The following is a 23,942-nucleotide window of genomic DNA, read 5'->3' as shown; positions in this document are numbered from 1 at the left end:
GTCATATACCCGCCGCGACCTCGGAACGCTACGGCGCGAGTACCTCACTGCGCGACTCCAGGGGAGCGACCGCAACCGAAGCGCCGCGACGGCGTCCGGAGAACACCCAGAACCGGTACAGGGCGAAACGGAAGGCAGTACCGAGCGCCAGCCCGACCACGTTGGTCGCGAGGTTGTCGTCGAGAACGGAGGTGAAACCCAGCGCATAGTGCGAGATCCAGAGACAGCCGAGGGCGATTGCCGCCCCGATCAGGCTGACCACGGCGAACTCGACCCCCTCACGCAACACGGCCGCGCGACTCGTCGTTCGACGCTCGGTGCGGAAGGTCCAGTACCGGTTGCCGATCCAGTTGACCACGATCGCGATCGACGTGGAGATCACCTTGGCGATGATCGGGCCACCGTGGACGAGGTGTGGCTCGAACACCGTCGTACGCAGCGCGTTGAACACCACGATGTCGACGACAAGGCCAACGCCCCCGACGAGCCCGAAGCTCAGCAGCTGCCGTACGAGCGCCCTGCGGGAGTCACGCGACACGATTGCGCTCCCCGAAACTCGTGCGAAGCACCCGCACGTCTGCGGCCCGCGAATCGGCCCGCTCGCGAGCGAGTCGCAGAGCGGATGCCGCGGCCACGGCCGCCCGGTGATCGCCTCTCAGCCGCGCGGGGAGGCCCTGGAGTCCCCAGAGAGTGACCCTCAGGATGGCTTCCTTGACGATGCCGGAACTCATCTTCGACTCGCCGTGGATCCGCTCAACGAAGGTGATGGGCACCTCGGAGATGCGCAAGCCCGCACTGTAGGCCTTCCAGAGCATGTCGATCTGGAAGCAGTAGCCCTGGCTCAGCACATCCTGGTAGCCGATCTCGCGCAGCGCGTCCGCGGTGAAGGCGCGGAAGCCGCCGGTGATGTCCCGCACCGGGAGGCCGAGGGCGATCCGTGCGTACAGGCTGCCTCCCTGGGAGAGCACCATGCGCTTGAGCGGCCAGTTGACGACGGAGCCGCCGCGAACCCAGCGGGATCCGAGCACGACGTCAGCCTCGTCGAGCGCGGAGAGGAGACGTTCGAGCTGCTCCGGTTGGTGGGAGCCGTCGGCATCCATCTCGACCAGGCGCTCATAGCCACGCTCGAGACCCCAGGCGAACCCGGCACGGTACGCTGCGCCGAGCCCTTCTTTGCCGGCCCGATGCAAGACGTTGATCCGGTCATGGCCGGAGGCGAGCGCCGATGCCATCGCGCCGGTCCCGTCGGGGGAGTTGTCGTCGACGACGAGCACGTCGACACCGGGAGCACTCCGAAGCACGCGCGCGATGATCTCGGCGATGTTCTCCCGCTCGTTGTAGGTCGGCACGACCACGAGGGTGCGGTTGTCGGTCTGGTTCATGATGTCTCCCGGGTGAGTTCGTAGACGACGGTTCGATGGACGGGTATCTGGCGCGAGATCGAGTAACCCAGTCGTTCGAGAGCGACGATGTTGGCCGGGATCGCGGTCGATCCCGGGGTGACGAGCTCGAGGTCCCAGACTGTGGATGTCGTCTGGAGGGACGGGGCGACAGCCGCGATCGGCCAGACCGAGTCCCAGATGCCCGAGCGTTGCGTGTACGGGGTGCGCAGCGTGACATCGGAGAGTCCGCTGAAGTACTGCGGGTAGAGACGGAGGGCCAGTCGCGGCTTGCGGGAGGGTTTCGCCGTCTCGTCGAAGACGACGGCGTCGCCCGCTTTCGCGTTGGTTCCGATCACCTGGGCGGCCTGGCGGAGGTCGCTTCCGCCGTCCTTGGCGAATTCGGTGCGCTGGAAGACATCCGTCGGAAGGGCGAGGGCCACAAGGGCGAGTACCGCCGCGGCGCGGATCCAGCCGGCGGCGGCTCCACGGCTGAAGAGCGCACACACTCCAAAAGCCACGAGGATAGCGACCGCCGGCGTGCAGAACGACAGGTACCGGATCGTGTACATCGGAGCGATGAACGCGTTGCCGAAGATGAGGAGCCCCATCGGCAGCACCACCCAGCCGAGCAGGAGGGCGACCGCCCGGTCTCGCGAGCGGATGAGCGCGACGACGGCGACGACGATCAGAGCCCAACAGGCGAGTGCCAGCCACGGGTTGCCGAACCACTGGATCACGAACATGCGGGTGAAGGTGACGTAGTTGCGGTGCGCGAGGAAGGAGATCTGGCCGTGCTCGCCGAGGGCGTAGACGATGACGGGCGCCGCCAGAAGCACGCCCACCGTGACCGCCGAGAACCAGCGTCGAAGGATGGCGCGGCCGGGGCGGGCGGCGAGGAGCGCCACCGCGAAGACCACGGCGAGCAGCATGAGGTAGAGGAAGACGTAGATCGAGGCGGCGAAGAGGAGCGCGAAGCCGATCCACGGAGCCCGACGGGTGACTCGGCGTTGCAGCAGAGTGACGAAGAGCACCGTGAGCCAGGTGGCGACCGCCGTCCCGATCGCGTAGGAACGCCCCTCCGCGGCCATGTAGCTCACCCGGGGGAGCAGGATCATGACGAGGCCCGCGGTGACGGCGATCGCCCGGGGGGATGCGGAACGGGCGAACAGTCGGTGGGCGAGCACCACGGTGCCCGCGACCGCGACACCGGCGGCGATGGTGCTCGGCAGCCGCACCGAGAGCTCGGATGCGCCGAAGGCCTCGATCCAGAAGTGCAGGAACACGTAGTACGCGCCGTGTACGGCATCGACCCGTCCCAATTCCCGCCAGATCGTGGCCAGCGGTCGCTCCGCCGACATGACGCTCGCCGCTTCGTCTCCCCAGAACGCCGGGATCCAGGACCCGATGAAGGTGAGCAGCCAACCGGCAACGCCGAGAAGGGCAGCGACGGGGCCGATGCCCGCGTCCGCGTCGAACCACCGAGACGGCTGGAGACCGCCGAATCGCGTGCCGTGCGGTCGCCCGGAACGGCGAACTACCCCGGCGCGGTCATCCGCATCGATCTCGATCGCACCGGTGTCTGCTGCGCCGGTGCCGATTTCGGTGGTGCTCACGCGCCGTCCCCCTCGGATGATGTGCACCGGCGACTACCGGTATGACTTCATCCTCGACAGCGGGACTTGGTGTTCTGTGCGGATCCGTTCCCGTCGGCGTGAGAATCCATACAGGTTGGACTAGCGCGCCCCATTCGCAGCCAGTGCAGGGAGGGAGACTGTCACGGTGAATCCGGCGGCGTTCGACAGGGTGACAGAGCCGTTTGCGGCCTGCACGATGGCCTGAACGATGGCCAGCCCGAGACCGCTTCCGCCGTTCTGGGCCGCGCGGGCGGCATCCGGTCTGCTGAACCGGTCGAAAGCCACCGGGAGGAAGCTCTCCGGCATCCCCGGTCCGGAATCGACGACGGTGAGCAAGAGCTCGGTGTCGGAGTGGCGGAGCGCGATCCGCACCGAACCCCCGTGCGGCTGAGCGGCGATCGCATTGCTGGTGAGGTTGTTGACGATGCGTCCGAAGTTCTCCACGGCGATGAGATAGCTGGAGTCCGTCGGCTCGCCGGCGACGTCGAAGTCGATGGTCACCGTGCTGGCCACCGCGACCATGCGGGCACGGTCGACGGACGCGGCGAGCTCATCCGCCAGCTGCGCCCAGCTGCTCCGGATGTCCGGGGCCCTTGCCTCGAGCTGCGACAGTTCGAGAAGACCCGTTGCGAGCCCGGACAGGCGAGCGACGGAGTGCTGGGCGCTCACGATCTGGGCCTCGAGGGCGTCGGCGTCTCCGTGCGAGAGATGCGCGAGTTCGAGTTGTGCCATGAGGATGGCGAGCGGGGTACGCAACTCGTGGCTCGCATCAGACACCAGTTGGCGTTCCCGGTCGACGGACTGCCGGACATCGCTGATGAACAGGTTGAGCGTCGTCGCGAGCTCGGAGAGCTCGTCCGTTGCGGAGCCGATCGGCAGAGGCTCCGTCGATCCTTGGGCGACGAGCGCCTCCGCTTGTTTGCGCATGCGGTCGACCGGCCGCAGTGCCGCACCGGTGAGAAGCCAGGAGGCCACGCCGAACCCGATCACGATGACGAGGGCACCGATCATGAGCGCCTGGGTGATGCGGTCGAGGGAGAGGATCGACGAGTCTTCATTACGGGCGGTGATGATCGTCCAGGCGCCCTCGTTCGTTATCACCGACGCGTTGTAGACGCGATAGGAGTCGTCCGCGTTGACGACGGTGTTCGTATCGCCCGGCAGCTTCACGATCTCCGCGATCCGGCCCTCGAGGGCCCGTGGAAGGCTCGATTCCACCACTGTGCCGGCCGGATCGACCACCGCCACCAGCTGCCCGGTTCCCGCCCGTTCGATGCTCGGTGTCCCGGTATCCGTGATGTCGGTGACGTAGGGCGCGGCGTCGTGGCGCAACAGCGTCGTCGTCGTGGTGCTGAGGATGTGTTCCACCTGCGCACGGAAGACGACGACAGCGGCGGTGGCGAGCACGATCGCGATGACGAGTGTGCCGATGGTGATGCGCCACCTGATCGTGACGTGGCGGAGCATTCTCACCGGCGCCCCCGTGTCACAGCGTCTCGAGCAGGTAGCCGGAGCCGCGCTTGGTGACGATCCGCACCTCGGAGGCGACGGGTTCGAGCTTGCGGCGCAGGTAGCTCACGTACTGGTCGACGATGTTGGGATCGATGTTCTGGGTCGACCCCCACACCTCCTCGAGGATCCGAGTGCGACTCACCACAGTGCCGGCGTCTCCGGCGAGCAGTCGAAGAAGCGCGAATTCCTTCGGACTCATCGAGAGCGGGTGCCCGGCAACACTCACCGAGACGGCGAGCGAATCGATGCGGAGACCACCGACGGTGAGTACGAGCTTGTCGGCGTTCGCATCCCGGCGCAGCAGCGCCCTCACCCGCGCGCTCAGCTCGGCGAAGGCGAAGGGCTTGGTCAGGTAGTCGTCTGCTCCCGCGTCGAGGCCGAACACGCGATCCTCCACGGCATTGCGCGCGGTGAGGAGGAGCAACGGCATCGAACTCCCCGACTGGCGGATGCGCCGGCAGATCTCGAACCCGGACATCTGCGGGAGCATCACGTCGATCGCTGCGAGCGCGAACTCCTCTGTGGAGACCGCGATCAGGGCATCGACCCCGTTGTCGACCACCCGGATGTCGTAGCCCTCCGCGGCGAGTCCGCGCTCGATGAGCGCGCCCATCTGCGGATCGTCCTCCACCACCAGGATCTTCACCGGTTCCGTCTCCTTCGATCCGCCTCACGAGCGAATGCTGCAATGCTCGCACCTTTTGTGCGGCGGTACCCTCCCTCGCACACCGGGTCAACCCTCGCGCCCCAAGGCTGGAACTCTGCTGGGGGCTGAGCCCTGGCCCGGCGGGAGTCCGTACCGTTCGATGCGTCACCGATCACCAGCCTCACCGATCACCAGCCTGACCGAACACAAGGAGAAAACAATGTCCCAGGTCATCCAAACCATCGACGTGGATGTTCCCGTCACCACCGCGTACAACCAGTGGACGCAGTTCGAATCCTTCCCGCACTTCCTCAGCTTCGTGGAGTCCATCGCCCAGATCGACGACACCCACAACCACTGGGTCGTCAAGGTCGGAGGCGTGGAGCGCGAGTTCGACGCCGAGATCACGGAGCAGCACCCCGACGAGAGGGTGGCCTGGAAGAGCACCGGGGGAGACGTCACGCAGGCCGGTGTTGTCACCTTCCACAAGCTCAGCGACAGCACGAGTCGCGTGACCGTGCAGCTGGACTGGGAGCCGGAGGGGCTGGTCGAGAAGGCCGGCGCCGCGCTGGGCATCGACGATGCGAGCGTCAAGGGCGACCTGAAGAACTTCAAGAAGTTCATCGAGGAGCAGGGCAGCGAGCAGGGTGCCTGGCGCGGTGACGTGAGCAACTGAGCCGCGACTGCGAGCGTGCTGCCGCATCTTGATTCTCGGTAGACGTACCGGTAGACCGTAACCATGTCCGAATACGAAGAGACTCCCCCCGACCTGCGCCTGGTTCCGCTCCCGGGAAGCAACCGCCACTCCGCTGAAGTCATCGCGCCCGCTGCCGTGCCCTCGGCAGCGGGTGCGGATATCGAGGCGACGGTGGTGCTTCGGCGGCGGGCCGGGGCGAGCTTCGACCCATCCGTTCGGCTCAGTCGCAACGAATTCGAAGCAAGCATGGGTGCGGATGCGGCGGACATCGAGACCGTCACGACGACCCTGGAGGGCCTCGGGATCCACGTCGTTTCGACAGACCCCGCCTCGCGCCGGATTCGGATCTCCGGCTCCGCGAACACCCTCGGCCACGTATTCGGCACCCAACTCGAGGCGGTCACCAGCCGGGCGAGCGATGGCACCGAGGTGCAGCACCGCAACCGCAGCGGGATGCTGATGGTGCCGGCGGCGCTCGATGGAATCATCACCGCCGTGCTCGGACTTGACGACCGCCCCCAGGCGCGCACCGAGTTCCGAGTCGCAGAGGCCCGTGCGGTGGCGGTGAGCTACACGCCCCTCGATCTCGCCGAGATCTACAACTTCCCGCCGCAGTTCGACGGCACCGGCCAGACGATCGCCATCATCGAATTGGGCGGCGGCTTCGCTCAGTCCGAACTCGATGCCTACTTCGGCAGCCTCGGTATCACCGGGCCGAGAGTGACCGCGGTCGGCGTCGACGGGGCGCGTAACGTGGCGGGGGCCGACGCGTCCGGAGCGGATGGTGAGGTGCTTCTCGACATCGAGGTGGCTGGAGCGTTGAGTTCCGGCGCCGACATCGTCGTCTACTTCGCCCCCAACACCGACGCCGGTTTCGTCGACGCCGTGAGCGAGGCGACTCACGCCGCAATCACACCCACCGCGATCAGCATCAGCTGGGGCCAGAACGAGGACGCCTGGACGGCCCAGGCGCGGCATGCCCTCGATCAGGCCTTCGTCGACGCGGCCGCCCTCGGTATCACCGTGACCGCGGCGGCGGGCGACAACGGCAGCTCTGACGGGGCGGCCGACGGCAGAAACCACGCCGACTTCCCGGCATCCAGTCCCCACGTGCTCGCCTGTGGCGGCACGAGCCTACGGGCCTCGTCCGGGCGGGTGACCTCTGAGACCGTCTGGAATAACGGCGTGGGCGCCGGAGCGACCGGGGGAGGGGTGAGTGACGTGTTTGCGCTCCCGAGCTGGCAGAAAGGTGCGGGCGTGCCGGCATCGTCCCGCGGCACCGCCGGCCGGGGCGTGCCGGATGTCGCGGCAGTCGCCGACCCCACCACCGGCTACGAGGTGCTGGTGGATGGCGAGAAGAAGGTCTACGGCGGCACTAGTGCGGTAGCCCCGCTGTGGGCGGCGCTGGTCGCCCGCCTCGCACAGGCCGCCGGATCGCCGTTCGGACTGCTGCATCCGCGACTCTACGGTTTCGCCTCCGGCGCGACGCAGCGAAACGGATTCCGCGACATCACCGCGGGGAACAACGGCGCTTTCGCTGCCGGTCCGGGGTGGGATGCGTGCACGGGTCTCGGTGTGCCCGACGGCGTCGCACTGCTGGCCGCCCTGACACCGCCCCGGGTCGCCTCCGGCGCCTGACGCCGAGCGGCGTAGGCTGCACGAGAAGCACTCGTGAGCGGAGACCCGCTCGTCCGGCAGCTTCATACAGTGGGATCTGTGCAGTTCTGGGGGCCACCATGGCGTGGAACATTTCTGATTTCTTCTTGCGACCCGTCATTCTGGGCTGGCTGTTCTCCAGGCGCGAACGGTGGAATGACCTCCCGAGACCGCTCGATCAACCGCAGGTTCAGACACTCGGTGTCGATCCCGATCGCCTGATCCTCATCGGCAATGCCCTCTCTGTCGGCTACGGGGTCTCCTCCTACGATCGGTCGATCGCGGGACATCTCGCGCGGACGATCTCCGACAGCACCGACCACGGCACGGTGATCGAGATCATCGCCGATGCGGATCTCACCGCCGCGACCTGTCTCCGTGAGCTCACCGGCCGCGATCTCGGCGCACAGGACGCGATAGTGATGACCATCGGCGTCAACGAAGCACTGCGGCTCTCGTCCGTTGTCGTCTGGTCCCGGAGGCTCGAAAGGCTGTTCCGCTACCTCGAGACGAACGCTGCAGCGAGCCTGCTCGTATTCGTCGTCGCCGTGCCGAATGCGGGTCTGATCACTCGACTGCCCGAGTTCGTGCTGCGGGCGGCCGTGCGCAGGGTGGCTCTGCTGAACGTGGCATCACAGCGGGTCGTGGCCCGGCATCCCCGAGTCACGTTCATCCCCTTCACACCGGATCTCCCCGAGCATGACGGGATCGCCGCTCTCGCGGATTCAGCGGCATATCCGACGAGCGAGACCTACGGGCAATGGGCGGCCATGATCGCTCCGCCGATCGTCTCGAGCTTCGTGCCGACCGTGAGCGCCACCCGATTCATCCGGCGTAACGAGGCGGCGCGGCAGGCCGCGCTCGACGCACTCGGCATCCTCGACACCGAGACGGAGGAAGGCTTCGATTCGATAGTCGCGCAGGCCAAGGCCGCGTTCGGCACCGACATCGTCGCCATCACCCTCATCGACCACGATCGCCAGTGGATGAAGTCGGCCGTGGGCGTGGAGCGGGCCGATGTGCCGCGGGAGCTCGCGTTCTGCAACACCACGATCACCCGCACAGACCAGTTCACGATCGAGGACACGGCGGTCGACCCGAACTTCAAGAGGCATCCCTTCGTCACGGGAGAAGCGGGCATCCGCTTCTACGCGGGGGTGGCGCTCGAGGCGGGTGGCCAGCGGGTCGGTGCGCTGTGCCTCATCGACTCGAAGCCGCGCAAATTCTCCCGTGCGGATGCCGCCCTGCTCCGCGATCTCGCGCTGAAGGTGCAGCAGCAACTGCAGGTCGACGTGACGAAGAAGAAACGCTCGCCCCACTGAGCTTGGTGCAGCCTCAGGGCGCGGATCATTGCCCGGTGTCACCGGCCTTCGCTACCCTCGGGCCATGGCGTTCATCGAAGCGACGGGCCTGACCAAGACCTACACCCCCAAGGGGGCCGGTCCCGTGCACGCGCTCGACGGCCTGGATCTCGCGGTGCCTCAGGGCACCGTCACCGCCCTTCTCGGGCCGAACGGCGCGGGCAAGACCACCACGGTGAAGGTGCTCACCACGCTGACCCGCCCCACGGCGGGCAGCGCCCATATCGACGGCATCGACGTGCTCACCCAGCCAGAGCGCATCCGTCCGATCATCGGTGTCTCCGGCCAGTACGCCGCCGTCGATGAGAACCTCACGGGGTTCGAGAATCTCGATATGGTCGGCCGGCTCTATCACCTCGGAGCCACCCAGTCACGGGTCCGTGCCCAGGAGCTCATCACCCTGTTCGATCTCGACGAGGCGAAGAATCGACCGGTGAAGGGCTTCTCGGGAGGCATGCGTCGACGGATCGACCTCGCCGGAGCGCTGGTCACCCGACCGAAGGTGTTGTTCCTCGACGAACCGACGACAGGACTCGATCCACGAAGTCGCCTGGGTATGTGGGACATCATCAACAGCCTGGTCGGGCAGGGCACGACGGTGCTCCTCACGACCCAGTACCTGGAAGAGGCCGACCAGCTGGCAGACAGCATTTCGGTCATCGACGACGGCAAGGTCATCGCTGAGGGCACCTCAGACGAGTTGAAGGCGTCCATCGGCGGTCAACGGGTCGAGATCACTCTCGTCGATCCGGCCGACAGCGCGGCGACCGTCGAGGTGCTTCGCCGCTTCGGCGATTCCGAGCCGGCGACGGCAGCGGAGGGCCGCGAACTCACGGTCAACGCGTCGGACGCACCGGTCGCGCTCCAGGCGATCCTCGCTGAGCTCGGAAGTCGTGACATCCGCCTGTTCGATGCCGGCATGCGACGGCCGACCCTCGACGACGTCTTCCTTCGACTCACCGGCCACTCCGCCACTGTGGAGGCGGCGGATGTCGCTCCGAGCAGGAAGAAGCGCGCCGAGCGGAAACGCGCGGAGAAGAACAGTGCTGAGACCAACAGTGCTGAAGCCAACAGTGCTGAAGCCAACAGTGCTGCAGAGAGTGAGAGCACCCGATCATGACCACCGCCGAACACAGCGCGCCGCTGCAGACGGGCACCGGGACGGGCTCCACCGTCTCCCACTGGTTCTCCGACGGCTGGATCACGACCCGTCGCAACCTGATCAAGATCAAGCGCGTGCCCGACATCCTCGTGTTTACGACGCTCCAGCCGATCATGTTCGTGTTGCTCTTCACCTACGTCTACGCGGGCGTGATCAACATCCCCGGCAGCAGCTACAAGGAATTCATCATGGCGGGCATCTTCGCCCAGACCATCGTGTTCGGGTCCACCTACTCGGGGTCCGCGATGGCCCAGGATCTGAAAGACGGCATCATCGACCGGTTCCGCACCTTGCCGATGAGCCCCTCCGCCGTGCTGATCGGGCGCACGAACGGCGACCTGTTCATCAACGCCGTGTCGCTCGTCGTGATGATGACCACAGGATTCATCGTAGGTTGGCGCATCCGCTCGAGCTTTCTCGAGGCACTCGGCGCCGTCGCGCTCCTCCTGCTGTTCGCCTATGCGTTCTCCTGGGTGATGGCCTTCATCGGCATGAGCGTGCGCAGTCCGGAGGTGATCAACAACGTGTCGTTCCTCATTCTGTTCCCGCTCACCTTCATCTCGAACGCTTTCGTTCCGAGCGACACCCTGCCGGCGCCCTTGCGGGTGTTCGCGGAGTTCAACCCGGTTTCGGCGCTCGTCTCTGCGGTGCGCAACCTCTTCGGCAACACCCCGCCCGGTTCTCCGGTCGCCGACAACTGGGCGCAGCAGAATCCCGAAATAACGGTCTTGATCGGCATCATCGTGCTACTGGTCGTGTTCGTTCCGCTCGCGATCCGCAAATTCGCAAGCGTCAGCAGCCGCTGAGTCATCCCTCGCTCCGGCGCAAAACGGGGAGGCTACTCCCACATTCGCTGGCTACCGTGGTCACATGACAGTCATCGCGATCACCGGTTCCACCGGGCATGTCGGCGGCCTCGTGGCCCGACAGCTCGCCGACCTCTCCCCAACCCTCGTGGTGCGGGATGCCGCCAAGGCCCCGTCGATCGCCGGATCGCGAGTGGTGGTGACCGACTACGGGGACGCCGCGAACGCGGTGCGCGCCCTCGAGGGGGTCGACGTGCTGTTCATGGTCTCAGCCGCCGAGTCCAAGTTCCGGCGCGTGCAGCACCGCACCTTCATCGAGGCCGCGGCCGCCGCCGGAGTGCAGCACATCGTCTACACCTCGTTCTTCGGTGCCGACCCCCAGGCCGTCTTCACCCTCGGGCGCGATCACGCCGACGCCGAAGCGGCGATCCGCGGCAGCGGAATGGACTTCACGCTGCTGCGGGACAACTTCTATTCCGACCTGCTGCCCTTCTTCGCGGATGATTCCGGAGTCATCCGCGGCCCGGCAGGAGAGGGTCGAGTGTCCGCGGTGGCACGGGCAGATGTCGCCGACGTCGCCGCCACAATCCTTCGCGTCCCCGGCGATCATTCCGGAGTCACCTACCACTTGACCGGACCAGAGGCACTTACTCTCGCCGAGGTCGCCACCCGCGCGGGCACCTCCATCGGACGAGACCTCAGTTACGCCGCAGAAACGGTGACGGAGGCCTACGAATCCCGCTCGCACTACGGCGCGGAGCAGTGGCAGCTCGATGCCTGGATCAGCACCTACACGGCCATCGCCGAGGGGGAGACCGAGCGCGTCACGGACCACGTCGAGCGCGTCACCGGGAATCCCGCCCGCACCATCGAACAGGCACTTGCGGGTTAGCGTGGAGGTATGACTCCCTCTCGCCACACCTCCGTCGTCGCCATCACCGGCGGCTATGTCGTACCCGTCTCAGCCGACCCGATCGAGAACGGCACGGTACTCATCGAGGACGGCGTGATCACCGGGGTCGGTGCGCACGTGCGCATTCCCAAAGATGCGGTGATCATCCCCGCGAAGGGCAACTGGGTGCTGCCCGGCTTCATCGAATCGCACGGGCATGTCGGGATCCACGAGGAGGCGAATGGCCCCGCCGGCAACGACACCAACGAGATGACCAATCCCAACATGGCTGCGGCGCGGGCGATCGATGCCATCGACATCGAGGACGAGGGATTCCGGGATGCCCTCAGCGGCGGCATCACCAGCGTCGTCGTCAAGCCCGGCAGCGGCAACCCGATCGGCGGCCAGACCGTCGCGATCAAGACTTGGGGAGGTCGCACGATCGACGAGCAGGTCATCAGTGATTCCGTGAGCGTGAAGTCGGCCCTGGGCGAGAACCCGAAGCGGGTATACGGCCAGAAGGACAAGACGCCGGCCACCCGGATGGGCGTCGCCCTGGTGATCCGCCAGGCCTTCGAGGACGCCAGGTTCTATGCGGCCCAGCGCGCCAACGCCGCCAGCAACGGTGAGCCGTTCAAGAAGGACCTCTGGCTCGACACGCTCGCCCGGGTGCTCGACGGAGAGCTCGCCTGGGACCAGCACACGCACCGTCACGATGACATCGCCACCGCCATCCGCCTCGCAGACGAGTTCGGGTACCGGCTCGTGGTCAATCATGGGACCGAGGCCCACAAGATCGCCGATATCCTCGCCGAACGCGGTATCCCGGTGATCTTCGGCCCGATGTTCACCTCCCGATCGAAGGTGGAGTTGAAGGATCGCGCGATCGCCAACCTCGCAACGATCGCGGCGGCCGGGGTGACAGTGGCGATCACCACGGATCACCCGGTCGTGCCCATCAACTTCCTCGTCCACCAGGCTTCGCTCGCGGTGAAGGAGGGGCTGCCCCGGGAGGTCGCGCTGCAGGCGCTCACGGTGAATCCGGCGTCGATCCTCGGTCTCGATTCGCGGGTCGGATCGCTGTCACCGGGGCTGGACGGGGACGTGGTGCTGTGGTCCGGCGATCCTCTCGACATCAATTCCCGGGCCGAGCGTGTGCTCATCGGCGGCGTGACGGTCTACGAGTGGGACGAGACCACCCATCGCGGTATCACCGTCGAGCGCGGCGGCGATCACCGGCCTGCTGCGTAGCCCTGCGCCCCGCGGGGGTTGGCTGCGGCAGTCAGCAGCCCGCTGGCCGGATCTCTGCCCACTGACGAGATCCTGCCGAGACTCCAGTCGCCCGAGACGGTGACGATATGCCCACGCGTGCGGAGCTCGTCGATGACGGCCGCCCCCAGGCGCCCCTCGACGACCGCGCCCGCCGGCTCCCAGGTGCGCGGCCAGAAGGATTCGGGGAAGGAAGTGGTGTGGAACGCCGGCGCATCGATCGCCTCTTGAGCCGAGTAGCCGCCCACGAGGGTGCGCAGGAGGTAGAGCAGCTGCCATTGGTCCTGTTGGTCCCCTCCCGGTGTACCAAGGGCGGCGATCGGATGGCCGTCGCGAAACAGCATCGTGGGGGTGAGCGTGGTGCGGGGGCGACGACCGGGGACGAGCGCGGAGGGCGCGTTCGGGTCGAGCCACATCATCTGCAGGCGGCTGCCGAGGCAGAAACCGAGCTCGGGAATGGTGGGGGATGACTGGAGCCAGCCTCCCGAGGGAGTGACCGAGATCATGTTGCCCCAGCGGTCGACGACGTCGATGTGACACGTGTCGCCCGCGGTGACCCCGGCGGGGGAGACCGTCGGTTCACCGCTGCCGGCGAACCCCGTGCTTTCGACGAGGTCGACGGCGCTCTGGAGGGGAGGCCGGTATGCCGTCACGCCGGGCACCGCCCCGGGGCGGAATTCGCGAGACGCGCTCCGGGTGATCAGTGCCCTCCGCTGTGCCGCATACTCCGCCGACAGCAGGTGCGTGAGAGGCACCTCCACGTCGCCGTAATAGGCCTCGCGGTCGGCGAGGCTGAGCTTCTGCGCCTCGATGATGGTGTGGGCGCCCACCGCTGTCGACGGGTCGAGGTGGGTGGTGTCGAACCCGTCCAGTATGGCAAGGGACTGGAGCAGTGCCGGACCCTGTCCCCAGGCTCCCGACTTCGCCACTGTGACACCACGGAACTCGAGGGTGGTCGCCGGTTCGTAGCTCGCCCGGAAGTCTGCGAAATCCTGTTCGTCGATGACACCCGCGTGATCGGTGCCGGAGGAATGCCGGTGCGGTTCGCGCGCGAATCGTGCGGCTGCCTCGGCGACGAACCCGCTGCTCCAGGCCTGACGGGCGGCATCGATGCGTGCCTCGCGGGAGTCTGCCTCGCTGCCGGCAGCCACCAGACGATCGAGGGTGTCGGCATAGGCGGGATTGGTGAAGAGTTCGTCCGCACCGGGCAGAACGCCATCGGGCATCCAGAGCGCTGCCGAGCTCGGCCAATGGTGCTCGAAGAGTTCGGAGACCGCATCGATGGTCGACCTCACCTTTGCGAGAAGCGGATGCCCGCTTCGGGCATAGTCGCGCGCGAAGGCGAGCACCTCGCCAAGCTCCCACGTGCCATGATCCCTCAGGAGCATCAGCCAGGCGTCGACGGCGCCCGGCACGGCGGCGGCGAGTGCCCCGGCCCCGGGAACCAGATCGAATCCCTGAGCGCGGTAGTGCTCGATCGTCGCGTTGCGCGGCGCCGGCCCTTGCCCCATCAGCACCACCGGTTCGGACGGCCTGAGGGCGGTGGCGAAGATCCCCACGAGATCACCGCCGGGCCCGTTCAGGTGCGGTTCGACGACGTGGAGCACGAATGCCCCCGCAACGGCGGCATCGAAGGCGTTGCCCCCGCGTTCCAGCACCGCCTGTGCGGAGGCTGTCGCGGTCCAGTGGGTGGAGGCCACCATCCCGAACGTGCCCTGGAGTGTGGGGCGGGTGGTTTCGGGCGCAGCGGGGGTGAAGGGGGTCGCAGAAGTCACAGTCTGCAAATTCTAAGCGCGGGCAATGAGCAACGCCGGGGTGCGGATGGCACCTCCAGCGGCCATCATGGGTGCATGACACCTCCCGCCGGCACCGCATCACCCCGCAGCGGCATCACCCAGCACTGGACGCCTCTCGCCGTGATCTATCTCGTTCTCGCGGTCATCGGCCTGATCGGCACCTGGAGTTTCAACATCTCCGCAATCGTGCAACTGCGCGATTTCGCGGGGGACTGGGTCAATAGCGGACCGGCGGTGTCTTCGCTCACCGTCGACCTGCTCATCGCCGCGGTCGCCGGCAGCATCCTCATCATCGTGGAATCGCGGCGCCTCGGACTCCGAGGCGGCTGGATCTATGTCGTCCTCGCCGGCATCACCGCGTTCGCGTTCGTCTTCCCCCTGTTCCTGGCCATGCGCGAACGCACGATCACCCGCCGCGCGGTCGTCGGGTCGCGCCCGACGGACCCCGGGGAGTGACGCCGTGACCTTCCAGGCATATCTGGACACCATCAAGGCGAAGACGGGTCTCGACCCCGAGGACTTCCGAGCACTCGCGCGCGACAGGGGCTTGCTCGAGCCCGGGGTCACTGCGGGCCAGATCAAGAGCTGGTTGAAGGCGGACTTCGGCCTCGGACCGGGTCACGCCATGGCGCTCATCTCGATCCTGACCCCGAGCGGACGAGCTTCGGGGAGCACCGACGACAAGATCGACGCGATCTTCTCGGGCGCCAAGACCCACTGGCGCCTCTTCGCCGACACGCTCATCGAGACCCTGCGGGAGTCCGGGCGGGATCTCGGCCTCGCGCCGACCAACACCTATCTCAGCCTGGTCTCCGAGGGCCGAAAGTTCGCGATCCTTCACCCCACCGCCGCGCGTCTCGACATCGGGATCAAGAGAAAGGGCGTGGCACCGACAGAACGATTCGAGGCGGCCGGATCGTGGAACGCGATGGTCACGCATCGTGTGCGCATCGATGACGACTCCGCGCCGGACAATGAGCTGCTCGAGTGGTTGCGTGAGGCACATTCCGGCACCTGATCCGCGCCGCCGCCGCTCTTCGCCTGCGGCAGGCTAGCCTGACGCCATGAGCTTCACCCTGCTCGCCCTCATCGTGCTCGTGGGGCTTCTCGGCCCGCTGCTCGCGGGGCGGGAGTCGTGGCACCTGCCGGGCGTGGTGGGTGAACTGCTCGGGGGGCTGCTGGTCGGGGCATCCGGTTTTCGTCTGCTCGACTCGACGGAGCCGACGTTCACACTGCTCGCCAACGTCGGTTTCGCCCTGGTCATGTTCGTCGTCGGATCACATGTGCCCCTTCGCGAGGCAACGATTCGGCGGGCATTCGGCCGGGGAGCGCTCGGAGCCGCGCTGGTCGGGATGGTGGCGGCTCTCGCCGGGATCGGGCTCGCCGCCCTCTTCGGAACGGGGCACGCCGCCCTCTACGGGGTGGTGATCGCCTCGTCATCCGCCGCGCTGGTGTTGCCGATCGTCGGCTCGCTGAAGCTCGGGGACACGACCCAGCTGGTCGCACAGGTAGCGATCGCGGATGCCGTCTGCATCGTCGCCCTTCCCCTGGCGATCGACCCCGCACGGGCGCTCACGACCGGAATCGGTGCGATCGCTGTCGTCGGCGCGGCGGCGATCCTCTTCTTCGTGTTGCGCTCACTGGACCGCAACGGCCTGCGCAAGCGGGTGCATCGACTCTCGGAGCGTCGCAAGTTCGCGCTCGAGCTGCGCATCAACCTGCTTCTGCTCTTCGGTCTCGCCGCGCTCGCCCAGTTCGCCCAGGTCTCGGTGCTCCTCGCGGGATTTCTGCTCGGACTCGTGGTCGCGGCGATCGGAGAGCCGCAACGGCTCGCCCGTCAGCTCTTCGGCATCACCGAGGGATTCTTCGGACCCCTGTTCTTCGTCTGGCTCGGCGCATCGATAAGCCTCTCCGATCTCGGCCGCCATCCCGGCATGATCCTGCTGGGGGTGTGCCTCGGAGCGGCGGCGATCCTCAGCCATCTCGCCGCCCGGGTGATCTCCCAACCCGTGCTGCTCGGCGTGATGGCTGCGGGGCAACTCGGGGTCCCGATCGCCGCTGCGGCACTCGGCACGCAACTGCGGCTTCTGCAACCGGGAGAGGATGCCGCACTGCTGCTCGGTGCCCTCCTCACGATCGCGGCGACGACAGTGGCCGCGAGCATCCGTGCACGACGGCAGCACTCGGCGGTCGCGGACTGAACTCGACAATTCGGCTGACCATCCGAGGTCGGAGTGGACCTCGGCGGGCGGGCCGGAGGGGACGACGCGCTGAGACTTCGTAGACTGCTGGGTGCGGTCGAGTCCGGGATTCCCCGGGACCGCGGCGGAGGTGGACAGCACGGTGAAGCTACGGGCGACCTTCGGCGCCCTCCGGCTGCTAATGGCGGTGGTCTGCCTTGTGGCACTGGTCTCCCGCTTCCTCTGGGGACTCGGGTCGGCGACATTCACGCCAGCCAACTTCTTCGCCTACCTCACCATCCAGAGCAGCATGCTGTTCCTCGTCGTGACGGTCATCGCCGCGGCCGTCGCGCTGCGGGGGCAGGATGATGCGCCATGGCTCGACCTGGCGCGGGCGACAGTGCTCAGCTGCACGGTCTCGTGCGGCATCATCTTCGCCCTGATCATCGAGCAGTCGGGGGAGCGCGGTTTTCGGATCGACGTGCCCTGGTCCGACGTGGTGTTGCATTTCGTGCTGCCGGCCGTGGCCGTTCTCGACTGGATCATCGGCCCCGGGCGAGGCGTCGCCCCGTGGCGCAGTATCGCCATCGTGCTCGTGTTCATGTTGGGCTGGGGCCTGGTCACTCTCGCACGGGGACCCATTGTGGGCTGGTACCCCTACTTCTTCCTCGACCCGGCCCAGCTGGCCAACACCGCACAATTCTTCTTCTTCGGCTCGATCGCGGTGCTGCTGTTCGGCGGCATCTCGACCGCGCTCGTCGCGGTGAGTCGCACCATGCCGCTCGGTGAGCGCTGGACGGCTCGCTGGGAGGCACGTGAGGCGCTCAGGCCTCAGCGAACGGAGCGAGAGACGCCAGAACGGATTCGAGAAGGTCGTCGTCGCTGAGCTTCACCACTCGACGAGCCGCCTTGCCTCCCACGATCCCCACCAAGACGGGCTCGCCGGTGATCGCCTGAAGGTTGACCCAGTCCGTGATGTCGCTCTCGGTGCCGACAAGAGTCCAGACCGCCGCATCCGTCGACCAGAAGGGCTTGTCGAAGCGCAACCAGACAGTCTCCACCGAGCCCATCCCGAGGGCGGCGATGGCTGATCGATGCGGGAATGGCAGCAGGGGGTCGAAGACCACCGCATTCTTCTTGAGCACTCCGAGCGGCACCGTGACGACGACGCGGTCAACCGTGAGGGACTCGCCGGTGCCGAGTTTGAGACTCACCGACGAATCGCTGTAGGAGACACCGAGCACGGCCGTGGACAGCGACACCCGAACGCCGTCGAGCGCATCGGTGATCACCCCCGAGTACCCGCCGGTGACGATGCGGTCGCGAGTGGGGAGATCTGCGAGGCCGTACCAGGTGGACAGCTCCGAGGCGCTCGCTCCCGTCACCCCGGCGAGCGTCGCCAGTGTGGTGTCGAGCAGATCGCTTCCGGCGAGCCCCTCCACCGTGGTTCCGGCCGCCGTCGCCGCGGCACCGGATCCATCGAGTGCCGCGGTGAGACTCGGGTCGAGGAGCTGGGCTTCGGCCCAGGTCTGTGCCGTGCCGAGCGCCGGGCCCCCGACGGTGTTGTCGGCAGTGTGTGCCTCGTTTCCCTGGGCACGAAGACCGGTGAGCGCGCTCGACTCGATGCCAAGAGCGGCGAGGCGTGTGAGCAGCGACTGGTCGACCACTTCGCCGAGCCGCCAGGCGCCGAGCTCGACGCTGAGCGGCCAGGACTTCGGAGTGCGGGTATCGATGCGCCCGCCGACGCGATCCCGCGCTTCGAGCACGATGACATCGACCCCTCGTCGCACGAGCGCACGAGCGGCCTCGGCTCCGGCGGCGCCGGCACCGATGACCGCGACCTTCTCGCCGGATGACACGATCCCCAGCACCTCGGAGGCGACTCTCGCTCCGGACTGCTGTGCCCCGAGCACCGTTCCGGCACGATCGGCAGAGGTGGCCTCCCCGGCGAAGAAGACGCGCCCGCCGACCGTCTGGGACAGATCATCCCGATGCTGCGGGGTCGCGCCGGGAGGGAAGAAACTCTGGGAGCCGCGGGCGAAGGGATCCGTCGACCACGCGCTGCGTTCGATGCCGGAGGGCCGGGGCACCGCAGAGGACGGAGTGGGGGACGGCGTCGCGGAGGTCGTCGGACGAGGGGATTCCTCGACGCACGCCGTGACCACGAGCAGGGAAAGACCTGACCCTGCACCGAGGAGGAAACTGCGGCGGCTGAACGACATCTCAGCGCCACTGTACTCGGAAGACCCGGAGGCGACCGACGAGCGTCTCAGGGCGCGGCGCGGTCGGCCCGTGCCGTGAGGCGCGCAAAACCGATGGCGGCCGACGCCACCGCCACAATGAATGCGGCGATCCCGACGACGTAGACGAGGAGGCTCGGGATGCCGCCGGGTCCGGCCGGCTCGAGGAACGGGTAGGGATACCAGCCGGTGATCGCGCCTCGGATCATGGTGAAGGCGAGCCACGCGAGGGGGTAGGAGATGACGAGCCAGAGTCGCTTCCACGGCACTCGTGCGCGCCCCGGGGCCAGCAGCCAGTCGAGCAGGATGAAGATGGGCACCCAGACGTGCATCACCTCGTTGCACCAGCGGGGCGGTTCGTAGCTGCCATCGCCCGGGATGTTGCGCAGCAGCACGTTGTAGACCAGTCCGGTGATCACCGCGTAAGAGAGGATGGCGACTCGCACGCTGGTGAACAGCTCGGTGTCCCGGGGAAGACGAAGAGCGAGGCTGCCCCCGACCAGCAGCACCACGACGTTCATCATGCTGGACTCGATGGTGAAGTAGCTGAAGTACTCGCCGGGCTTGAACGAGTCGTGGAGCAGGTCCGCGGTGACCTGGGTGACGAGGGCGGCGAGCACGAGCAAGCCGACGGCGAGGCGCAGGAAGCCGAATATTCGACGCAGGCCAGGAGCTTCGGCGCGCACCGGGGAATCGACAACAGACATCTTCGTCACGGATTCACCATAATGGCTCGCTGCTGAGGTCGCCTACTCCGCGTTCGAACCTGTCCCTCCCGTGGTCTTGGCCGCACCTGCGCGCGACGGTGCCGGTGATCAGCTTTTCCGCGGCGCTTATGCTTGCCGGATGCCACTGCCGGAGGTCTGCGTCTGCTATCTGCTTCGACAGGGAGCACAGGGCGAGGAGGTGCTGCTCGGCCGCAAGAAATTCGGGCTGGGTATGGGCAATCTCGTCGGGCCCGGCGGAAAGATCGAACCGGGGGAGACTCCCGAGCGGGCGATCAGGCGAGAGGTCGCCGAGGAGACGTCGATCGAACTCGGCCAAGTCGAACTCGTCGGCGAACTGACCTACCCCTTCCCGTTCAAGCCGGCCTGGAGTCAACAGTCGTGGGTGTTCGTGTGCAGGGAGTGGCGTGGCGATGCCCGGGAGTCCGACGAACTGGTGCCGGAGTGGTTTCCGGTCGCCGACATCTCGACCGGGCGGATGTGGGACGACGCACGGTTCTGGGTGCACGATGCCCTCGCCGGTCGTTTCGTGAAGGCCACCTTCGAGTTCGGCGCCGACCTGCGTACCGTGTCGGCCTCCGACCACCCGGCATTCCGGATCAGCTCTCCGCGCCTCCCCTGATCCGTTCGAGGGACTCCGGTTGCAAGCAGACCTCTATCGCGAGTTCCAGCGCCCGCGCGATGGTCTCGATCGTCGCACTCGGCTGCGATGTTCCCACCGCGAGTTCTGGCGAGCACGGCACGTGGATGAAACCGGCACGGATGTCGGTGCCCGCGACCGTGCGCATCAGGCTGTACATGACGGCGTTGCAGACGAAAGTTCCTGCGGTCTGCGAGAGGGCCGCGGGAATCCCCTCGGCGGAAAGTCGCGCGACTATCGCCTTCACCGGCAGTCCGCTGAAGTATGCCGTGGGCCCGCCGTCGTCTATTGGTTCGTCGAGCGGCTGAGCACCGGCGTTGTCGGGAATCCGGGCGTCCGCCAGGTTGATCGCGAGTCGCTCCGGGGTGATGGCGGCACGCCCATTGGCGAGGCCGGTGGCAATCACGAGCTCTGGGCGGTGATCGGCGATGAGACGGTCGAGCTGCCGCGGCGCGGCGGCGAAGGCCACCGGCAGCACCGCGGTGACCAACCGGATCGGCGAGCTCCATCGCGACGCGACGAGTGCGACGGCATCACCGGCGCTGTTCGACGCTGAGCCGTCGAAAGGGTCGAAGCCAGTGAGGAGGATGGTCCGGGCCCGTGCCATCACAGCAGCACCCGCTTATAGGACCGTCCGTCGTCGAGGGTCACGGTGGTCGCGGTGAGGGTTCCGCGGCTGATGCGCAGGTATACCGCCTGCGCCGTCACACCGAGGAGGCGAGCGGCGTCGGCCACGGACTCGCCGACAAGTCCCGTCGGCACGCTGCTCGGGCGTGCGGAGCGCTTGCGCCCGGCGGCCAGTCGCTCGGCGATCTGCTCGTCGGTGCCCTGCCAGCGCCACTTGGCGGCCGCGACTCCGAGGCCCGCGGCATCCGCCACCCGGTCCCAGGTCTCGCCGGAGTCGAGAGAGTCCCGCACCGCCTGCAGCTGCGCGGGATCCCGCTCGAGCGCGAGAGCCGCCTGCCGCACCGCGCGAAGACGATCGAGGGGCTCCGCCGCTGTCTCCAGCGAATCGAGGGCACGCCGGGACTCGTCGGAGAGAAAGCTCATCGACCCGCGGAGGCCGCATCCATCAGGCGAGCCTGCACTGTCGCGAGCGAGGGATTCGTTGCTGTCGATCCGTCGGGGAAGATGAGGGTCGGCACCGTCTGGTTGCCACCGTTCACTTCGGCGACGAGCTCAGCCGTTCCGTCGACCTCTTCGATGTTCACCTCGGTGTAGGGAACACCGGCCCGTTCGAGCTGGCCTTTGAGGTTGCGGCAGTAGCCGCACCAGGTGGTGGAGAACATCAGGACGGAACCGGCGGGGGGTGTGAATTCGGCACGAGTGGGCATACCTCGAGCCTACGACGCCCGAAGCCGACTTGTCTGGGGTGCACTCCTGGCGTCCGCTCCGGTCAATCGACGGCCGGGGAGGGACAGACAGCGCGACAACCTGAGGCGTAGGTTGGAGGCGATCGGGCCGATACTCGGCACCGCCGGACCCTCCGACGCGAGTCAGCCCAGGCTGGACTGAAGTCGATGTCGAACACCGCGATGCAGATGATGGAAATGCACTCCGACGCCATGAAGGGAATGGACATGGAGGCGATGCAGGAATGCATCGAAGCCTGCTCGGCCTGCGAGCAGGCCTGCACGATGTGCGCCGGCTCGATGGCCATGTCGCCGGAGATGGCGATGTGTGCGGCGATGTGCCAGAACTCCGCGGACATGGCGAACACCATGATGCGCATGATGCTGCGCCCCAACGGCATGAACGGGCCGGCGGTGATGGCGATGCTTCAGGCGATGGTGGTGGCCTGCATGAGCTGCGCCGACGAGTGCGAGGCGATGGCCGGGATGAGCGCCGACTGTGCGATGTGCGCCGAGGTCTGCCGTCAGTGCGCGATGGCGTGCCAGAAGATGATGGACTCGATGCTCGCACCCTGAACACCGGCCGGCACAGCAGAGCCGGCCGTCAGCGGAGTGCGCGCAGCACGCTCACCCGTGCCGTGCCGATGGCGAGCGTGTCGTACAGTTCGTGGAGCGCGACCGGCTCACCGACCGAGACGACGGTGCTCAGGTCGCCATGATTCCAGACCCACGCGAACTCGGGCTGCTCGAACAGGGCCACGGCGAGCCAGCTTCCGCCGGCCGCGTCGGTGGCTGACACGTGCACGACGAGTCCGTCGCGCCACTTGCTCGGTGTTGCGGCGGTGACCCGGTCACGGATCGCGGAAACCGCATGGCCCGCTGCCGCAGATGTGCAAGCTGCGCCAGGGGAGTGAGCGCACCGCATGGTGGCGGTCACCGGTGGTGTGGTATTCGACATGCTGGCCTCCTGCCCGGGGGAACCGAAATGAACGCGTGTTCTCCCCGAGACTAGATTCGGGGCGCCGGGATGTCATCCCGCTGCGTAACGCGGCGAAACACGGTAGAAGGCCCGACTTGCTGCCCGTGGTGCACCACCGGCACCAAACCTGCGTAACGTTGACTCTGGAGTGCGCCAACCACGGACTTCGCGCAAATGAGAGGTTCTGCTGTGGCCGAATGTATTCACGGACTCGAAGCGGGCCTGTGCGACCAGTGCTTCCCCAAGGCCGTTCCCGTGCTCGAAGTGGTCACGGCGGCAGGCCAGCGCAACGCGCGGGCCAAGGCGGCGGTGACGCGTCGAGCAGCGTCGGCGGCATCGAAGACTGTCGAGAGTGTCAGTGACCAGCGCATCTATCACCTCACCCATATTCGGAATCTCGCCGGCATCCTCTCCTCGGGGGCGATCCTCGCCGACGGCAATGAGGCCTTCACCGCACGCCCGGAGGTGAACCTCTCATCCGCCGAAACCCGGGAATCGCGACGTGCGACAGCGGTATCCGGCCTCGGCAGCCCGAATGTGGCCGAATTCGTGCCATTCTTCCTCGTGCCGAACTCCACGATGTGGGAGGACATCCGCTCGGACTCCGTCGATCCGCGCCTCTCGCCGGATGCTCGGGGAGCGGTCGCCGCAGACTTCGTGCTGCTGGTGAGCACCGTGAAGCATGCGACGGAGCACACCGACGACGGTGCGATCGTCGTGACCGACGGCGACGCCGCTCATGTGCTCACTCGCTTCGCTGCCTCCACCGAATCGAGCGAACGGATGCTGCGTCGCCTCCGTGCCGACGACAACGCCGAGACGATCGTGGAGGCCGAGCTCCTGGTCAAGGACAGCTTGCCTTTCGAACTGGTGACGCTGGTCGGGGTCGCCAACGATCGAGCGCGGGAAGAGGTTCGCGCGATCCTCAAATCGTCCGAGTACAGCCCGAAGGTCTCCGTCTACCCGCCCTGGTTCCAGAAGCCAGAGGCCTGAGCCCCATCCGGCACAAGCGG

General features: G+C 67.1%; 26 protein-coding genes. 14 read left to right on the top strand and 12 right to left on the bottom strand.

All coding sequences use genetic code 11. The features are described from left to right. Window positions 1-28 precede the first annotated feature (28 nt). The 5 genes from F1C58_RS07650 to F1C58_RS07630 all read right to left on the bottom strand — a co-directional run bounded on the left by F1C58_RS07650 (window position 29) and on the right by F1C58_RS07630 (window position 5,174). The gene (locus F1C58_RS07650) at window positions 29-538 is read right to left on the bottom strand and encodes a GtrA family protein (protein WP_185203808.1); all 510 of its coding nucleotides are present in this window, start codon (window positions 536-538) and stop codon (window positions 29-31) included. Then, window positions 528-1,382 carry a polyprenol monophosphomannose synthase gene (locus tag F1C58_RS07645; RefSeq protein WP_185203807.1) on the bottom strand — a complete coding sequence of 285 codons (855 nt, stop codon included), beginning with the start codon at window positions 1,380-1,382 and terminating at the stop codon, window positions 528-530. Before F1C58_RS07645 ends, F1C58_RS07650 begins: the two co-directional genes overlap by 11 nt. Next, window positions 1,379-2,995, bottom strand: a complete 1,617-nt coding sequence (locus tag F1C58_RS07640; protein WP_185203806.1) for a glycosyltransferase family 39 protein — start codon at window positions 2,993-2,995, stop codon at window positions 1,379-1,381. Before F1C58_RS07640 ends, F1C58_RS07645 begins: the two co-directional genes overlap by 4 nt. Window positions 2,996-3,115: 120 nt before the next feature. Then, entirely contained in the window at window positions 3,116-4,483 is a 1,368-nt protein-coding gene (locus tag F1C58_RS07635) for a cell wall metabolism sensor histidine kinase WalK (RefSeq protein WP_255461366.1), read from the bottom strand. A 19-nt stretch (window positions 4,484-4,502) separates the two neighbouring features. Beyond that, window positions 4,503-5,174 (bottom strand): response regulator transcription factor, encoded by a 672-nt coding sequence (locus F1C58_RS07630; protein ID WP_185203804.1) that lies wholly within the window; start codon window positions 5,172-5,174, stop codon window positions 4,503-4,505. A 220-nt stretch (window positions 5,175-5,394) separates the two neighbouring features. On the opposite strand from F1C58_RS07630, the gene F1C58_RS07625 reads away from it, so the two are divergent. From F1C58_RS07625 to F1C58_RS07595, 7 genes are all read left to right on the top strand, one after another. Next, complete coding sequence (locus F1C58_RS07625; RefSeq protein WP_185203803.1) at window positions 5,395-5,850, top strand: SRPBCC family protein; 456 nt, start codon at window positions 5,395-5,397, stop codon at window positions 5,848-5,850. A gap of 63 nt (window positions 5,851-5,913) precedes the next feature. Continuing rightward, window positions 5,914-7,509: a protease pro-enzyme activation domain-containing protein gene (locus F1C58_RS07620; protein ID WP_185203802.1), complete on the top strand. Its 1,596-nt coding sequence runs from the start codon at window positions 5,914-5,916 to the stop codon at window positions 7,507-7,509. 98 nt (window positions 7,510-7,607) lie between these two features. Then, the gene (locus F1C58_RS07615; RefSeq protein WP_185203801.1) at window positions 7,608-8,849 is read left to right on the top strand and encodes a GAF domain-containing protein; all 1,242 of its coding nucleotides are present in this window, start codon (window positions 7,608-7,610) and stop codon (window positions 8,847-8,849) included. Between the two features lie 64 nt (window positions 8,850-8,913). Continuing rightward, entirely contained in the window at window positions 8,914-10,008 is a 1,095-nt protein-coding gene (locus F1C58_RS07610) for an ATP-binding cassette domain-containing protein (RefSeq protein ID WP_185203800.1), read from the top strand. Then, on the top strand, window positions 10,005-10,856 hold the full coding sequence (locus F1C58_RS07605; RefSeq protein WP_185203799.1) for an ABC transporter permease: 852 nt from the start codon (window positions 10,005-10,007) through the stop codon (window positions 10,854-10,856). Before F1C58_RS07610 ends, F1C58_RS07605 begins: the two co-directional genes overlap by 4 nt. A gap of 64 nt (window positions 10,857-10,920) precedes the next feature. After that, window positions 10,921-11,748 carry an SDR family oxidoreductase gene (locus F1C58_RS07600; RefSeq protein WP_185203798.1) on the top strand — a complete coding sequence of 276 codons (828 nt, stop codon included), beginning with the start codon at window positions 10,921-10,923 and terminating at the stop codon, window positions 11,746-11,748. Between the two features lie 9 nt (window positions 11,749-11,757). After that, window positions 11,758-12,999 (top strand): amidohydrolase, encoded by a 1,242-nt coding sequence (locus tag F1C58_RS07595; protein ID WP_185203797.1) that lies wholly within the window; start codon window positions 11,758-11,760, stop codon window positions 12,997-12,999. Here F1C58_RS07595 and F1C58_RS07590 read toward each other — a convergent pair. Further along, window positions 12,981-14,720, bottom strand: coding sequence for a gamma-glutamyltransferase family protein (locus F1C58_RS07590; protein ID WP_185204056.1), 1,740 nt, complete (start codon window positions 14,718-14,720; stop codon window positions 12,981-12,983). The two genes, F1C58_RS07595 and F1C58_RS07590, sit on opposite strands and share 19 nt — an antisense overlap. A 147-nt stretch (window positions 14,721-14,867) precedes the next feature. Here F1C58_RS07590 and F1C58_RS07585 point away from each other — a divergent pair, with 147 nt between their 5' ends. The 4 genes from F1C58_RS07585 to F1C58_RS07570 all read left to right on the top strand — a co-directional run bounded on the left by F1C58_RS07585 (window position 14,868) and on the right by F1C58_RS07570 (window position 17,879). Beyond that, on the top strand, window positions 14,868-15,269 hold the full coding sequence (locus F1C58_RS07585) for a DUF2834 domain-containing protein (RefSeq protein WP_185203796.1): 402 nt from the start codon (window positions 14,868-14,870) through the stop codon (window positions 15,267-15,269). Window positions 15,270-15,273: 4 nt separating this feature from the next. Then, window positions 15,274-15,831 carry a DUF4287 domain-containing protein gene (locus tag F1C58_RS07580; RefSeq protein WP_185203795.1) on the top strand — a complete coding sequence of 186 codons (558 nt, stop codon included), beginning with the start codon at window positions 15,274-15,276 and terminating at the stop codon, window positions 15,829-15,831. A 46-nt stretch (window positions 15,832-15,877) separates the two neighbouring features. After that, window positions 15,878-17,014 carry a cation:proton antiporter gene (locus tag F1C58_RS07575; protein WP_185203794.1) on the top strand — a complete coding sequence of 379 codons (1,137 nt, stop codon included), beginning with the start codon at window positions 15,878-15,880 and terminating at the stop codon, window positions 17,012-17,014. A 91-nt stretch (window positions 17,015-17,105) separates the two neighbouring features. Beyond that, window positions 17,106-17,879 (top strand): Pr6Pr family membrane protein, encoded by a 774-nt coding sequence (locus F1C58_RS07570; protein ID WP_255461342.1) that lies wholly within the window; start codon window positions 17,106-17,108, stop codon window positions 17,877-17,879. On the opposite strand, the gene F1C58_RS07565 is transcribed toward F1C58_RS07570, so the two are convergent. Together F1C58_RS07565 and F1C58_RS07560 are read right to left on the bottom strand one after the other, a co-directional pair. After that, window positions 17,818-19,215 carry an NAD(P)/FAD-dependent oxidoreductase gene (locus F1C58_RS07565; RefSeq protein ID WP_185203793.1) on the bottom strand — a complete coding sequence of 466 codons (1,398 nt, stop codon included), beginning with the start codon at window positions 19,213-19,215 and terminating at the stop codon, window positions 17,818-17,820. The two genes, F1C58_RS07570 and F1C58_RS07565, sit on opposite strands and share 62 nt — an antisense overlap. A gap of 47 nt (window positions 19,216-19,262) precedes the next feature. Further along, window positions 19,263-19,940 (bottom strand): Pr6Pr family membrane protein, encoded by a 678-nt coding sequence (locus F1C58_RS07560; protein ID WP_255461365.1) that lies wholly within the window; start codon window positions 19,938-19,940, stop codon window positions 19,263-19,265. 139 nt (window positions 19,941-20,079) lie between these two features. Here F1C58_RS07560 and F1C58_RS07555 point away from each other — a divergent pair, with 139 nt between their 5' ends. Further along, a complete protein-coding gene (locus tag F1C58_RS07555; protein ID WP_185203791.1) occupies window positions 20,080-20,580 on the top strand; it encodes an 8-oxo-dGTP diphosphatase in 501 nt (166 codons plus the stop codon). Here F1C58_RS07555 and pcp read toward each other — a convergent pair. From pcp to F1C58_RS07540, 3 genes are read right to left on the bottom strand one after another with little or no spacing between them, the layout of a single operon-like run. Then, a complete protein-coding gene (gene pcp, locus F1C58_RS07550; protein WP_185203790.1) occupies window positions 20,558-21,205 on the bottom strand; it encodes a pyroglutamyl-peptidase I in 648 nt (215 codons plus the stop codon). The two genes, F1C58_RS07555 and pcp, sit on opposite strands and share 23 nt — an antisense overlap. Next, window positions 21,205-21,648, bottom strand: a complete 444-nt coding sequence (locus F1C58_RS07545) for a hypothetical protein (RefSeq protein WP_185203789.1) — start codon at window positions 21,646-21,648, stop codon at window positions 21,205-21,207. The genes pcp and F1C58_RS07545 overlap by 1 nt, the downstream gene beginning before the upstream one ends. Beyond that, window positions 21,645-21,932, bottom strand: coding sequence for a mycoredoxin (locus tag F1C58_RS07540; protein ID WP_185203788.1), 288 nt, complete (start codon window positions 21,930-21,932; stop codon window positions 21,645-21,647). The genes F1C58_RS07545 and F1C58_RS07540 overlap by 4 nt, the downstream gene beginning before the upstream one ends. Before the next feature lie 186 nt (window positions 21,933-22,118). Between F1C58_RS07540 and F1C58_RS07535 the strand changes: the two genes are divergently transcribed. Continuing rightward, window positions 22,119-22,526 carry a hypothetical protein gene (locus F1C58_RS07535; RefSeq protein WP_185203787.1) on the top strand — a complete coding sequence of 136 codons (408 nt, stop codon included), beginning with the start codon at window positions 22,119-22,121 and terminating at the stop codon, window positions 22,524-22,526. A 28-nt stretch (window positions 22,527-22,554) separates the two neighbouring features. Here the strand turns inward: F1C58_RS07535 and F1C58_RS07530 are convergent, their stop codons facing one another. Beyond that, window positions 22,555-22,908, bottom strand: a complete 354-nt coding sequence (locus tag F1C58_RS07530; protein ID WP_185203786.1) for a hypothetical protein — start codon at window positions 22,906-22,908, stop codon at window positions 22,555-22,557. A 210-nt stretch (window positions 22,909-23,118) separates the two neighbouring features. Between F1C58_RS07530 and F1C58_RS07525 the strand changes: the two genes are divergently transcribed. Further along, window positions 23,119-23,922, top strand: coding sequence for a DUF4433 domain-containing protein (locus F1C58_RS07525; RefSeq protein WP_185203785.1), 804 nt, complete (start codon window positions 23,119-23,121; stop codon window positions 23,920-23,922). Window positions 23,923-23,942: the final 20 nt, after the last annotated feature.

Origin of the sequence: Glaciihabitans sp. INWT7 (genome assembly GCF_014217685.1) — a bacterium.
In the GTDB taxonomy this organism is placed as follows: Bacteria; Actinomycetota; Actinomycetes; order Actinomycetales; family Microbacteriaceae; genus Lacisediminihabitans.
The sequence above is the reverse complement of the archived record's forward strand: the minus strand, read 5'-3'. Positions and strand labels throughout refer to the sequence as shown.

Coding starts and splice junctions, on each gene's coding strand:
- F1C58_RS07645 (WP_185203807.1), bottom strand. CDS start 1,382: ATGAACCAGACCGACAACCGCACCCTCGTGGTCGTGCCGACCTACAAC.
- F1C58_RS07635 (WP_255461366.1), bottom strand. CDS start 4,483: ATGCTCCGCCACGTCACGATCAGGTGGCGCATCACCATCGGCACACTC.
- F1C58_RS07625 (WP_185203803.1), top strand. CDS start 5,395: ATGTCCCAGGTCATCCAAACCATCGACGTGGATGTTCCCGTCACCACC.
- F1C58_RS07620 (WP_185203802.1), top strand. CDS start 5,914: ATGTCCGAATACGAAGAGACTCCCCCCGACCTGCGCCTGGTTCCGCTC.
- F1C58_RS07615 (WP_185203801.1), top strand. CDS start 7,608: ATGGCGTGGAACATTTCTGATTTCTTCTTGCGACCCGTCATTCTGGGC.
- F1C58_RS07610 (WP_185203800.1), top strand. CDS start 8,914: ATGGCGTTCATCGAAGCGACGGGCCTGACCAAGACCTACACCCCCAAG.
- F1C58_RS07605 (WP_185203799.1), top strand. CDS start 10,005: ATGACCACCGCCGAACACAGCGCGCCGCTGCAGACGGGCACCGGGACG.
- F1C58_RS07600 (WP_185203798.1), top strand. CDS start 10,921: ATGACAGTCATCGCGATCACCGGTTCCACCGGGCATGTCGGCGGCCTC.
- F1C58_RS07595 (WP_185203797.1), top strand. CDS start 11,758: ATGACTCCCTCTCGCCACACCTCCGTCGTCGCCATCACCGGCGGCTAT.
- F1C58_RS07590 (WP_185204056.1), bottom strand. CDS start 14,720: ATGGTGGCCTCCACCCACTGGACCGCGACAGCCTCCGCACAGGCGGTG.
- F1C58_RS07585 (WP_185203796.1), top strand. CDS start 14,868: ATGACACCTCCCGCCGGCACCGCATCACCCCGCAGCGGCATCACCCAG.
- F1C58_RS07575 (WP_185203794.1), top strand. CDS start 15,878: ATGAGCTTCACCCTGCTCGCCCTCATCGTGCTCGTGGGGCTTCTCGGC.
- F1C58_RS07565 (WP_185203793.1), bottom strand. CDS start 19,215: ATGTCGTTCAGCCGCCGCAGTTTCCTCCTCGGTGCAGGGTCAGGTCTT.
- F1C58_RS07560 (WP_255461365.1), bottom strand. CDS start 19,940: ATGTCTGTTGTCGATTCCCCGGTGCGCGCCGAAGCTCCTGGCCTGCGT.
- F1C58_RS07555 (WP_185203791.1), top strand. CDS start 20,080: ATGCCACTGCCGGAGGTCTGCGTCTGCTATCTGCTTCGACAGGGAGCA.
- pcp (WP_185203790.1), bottom strand. CDS start 21,205: ATGGCACGGGCCCGGACCATCCTCCTCACTGGCTTCGACCCTTTCGAC.
- F1C58_RS07545 (WP_185203789.1), bottom strand. CDS start 21,648: ATGAGCTTTCTCTCCGACGAGTCCCGGCGTGCCCTCGATTCGCTGGAG.
- F1C58_RS07540 (WP_185203788.1), bottom strand. CDS start 21,932: ATGCCCACTCGTGCCGAATTCACACCCCCCGCCGGTTCCGTCCTGATG.
- F1C58_RS07535 (WP_185203787.1), top strand. CDS start 22,119: ATGTCGAACACCGCGATGCAGATGATGGAAATGCACTCCGACGCCATG.
- F1C58_RS07530 (WP_185203786.1), bottom strand. CDS start 22,908: ATGTCGAATACCACACCACCGGTGACCGCCACCATGCGGTGCGCTCAC.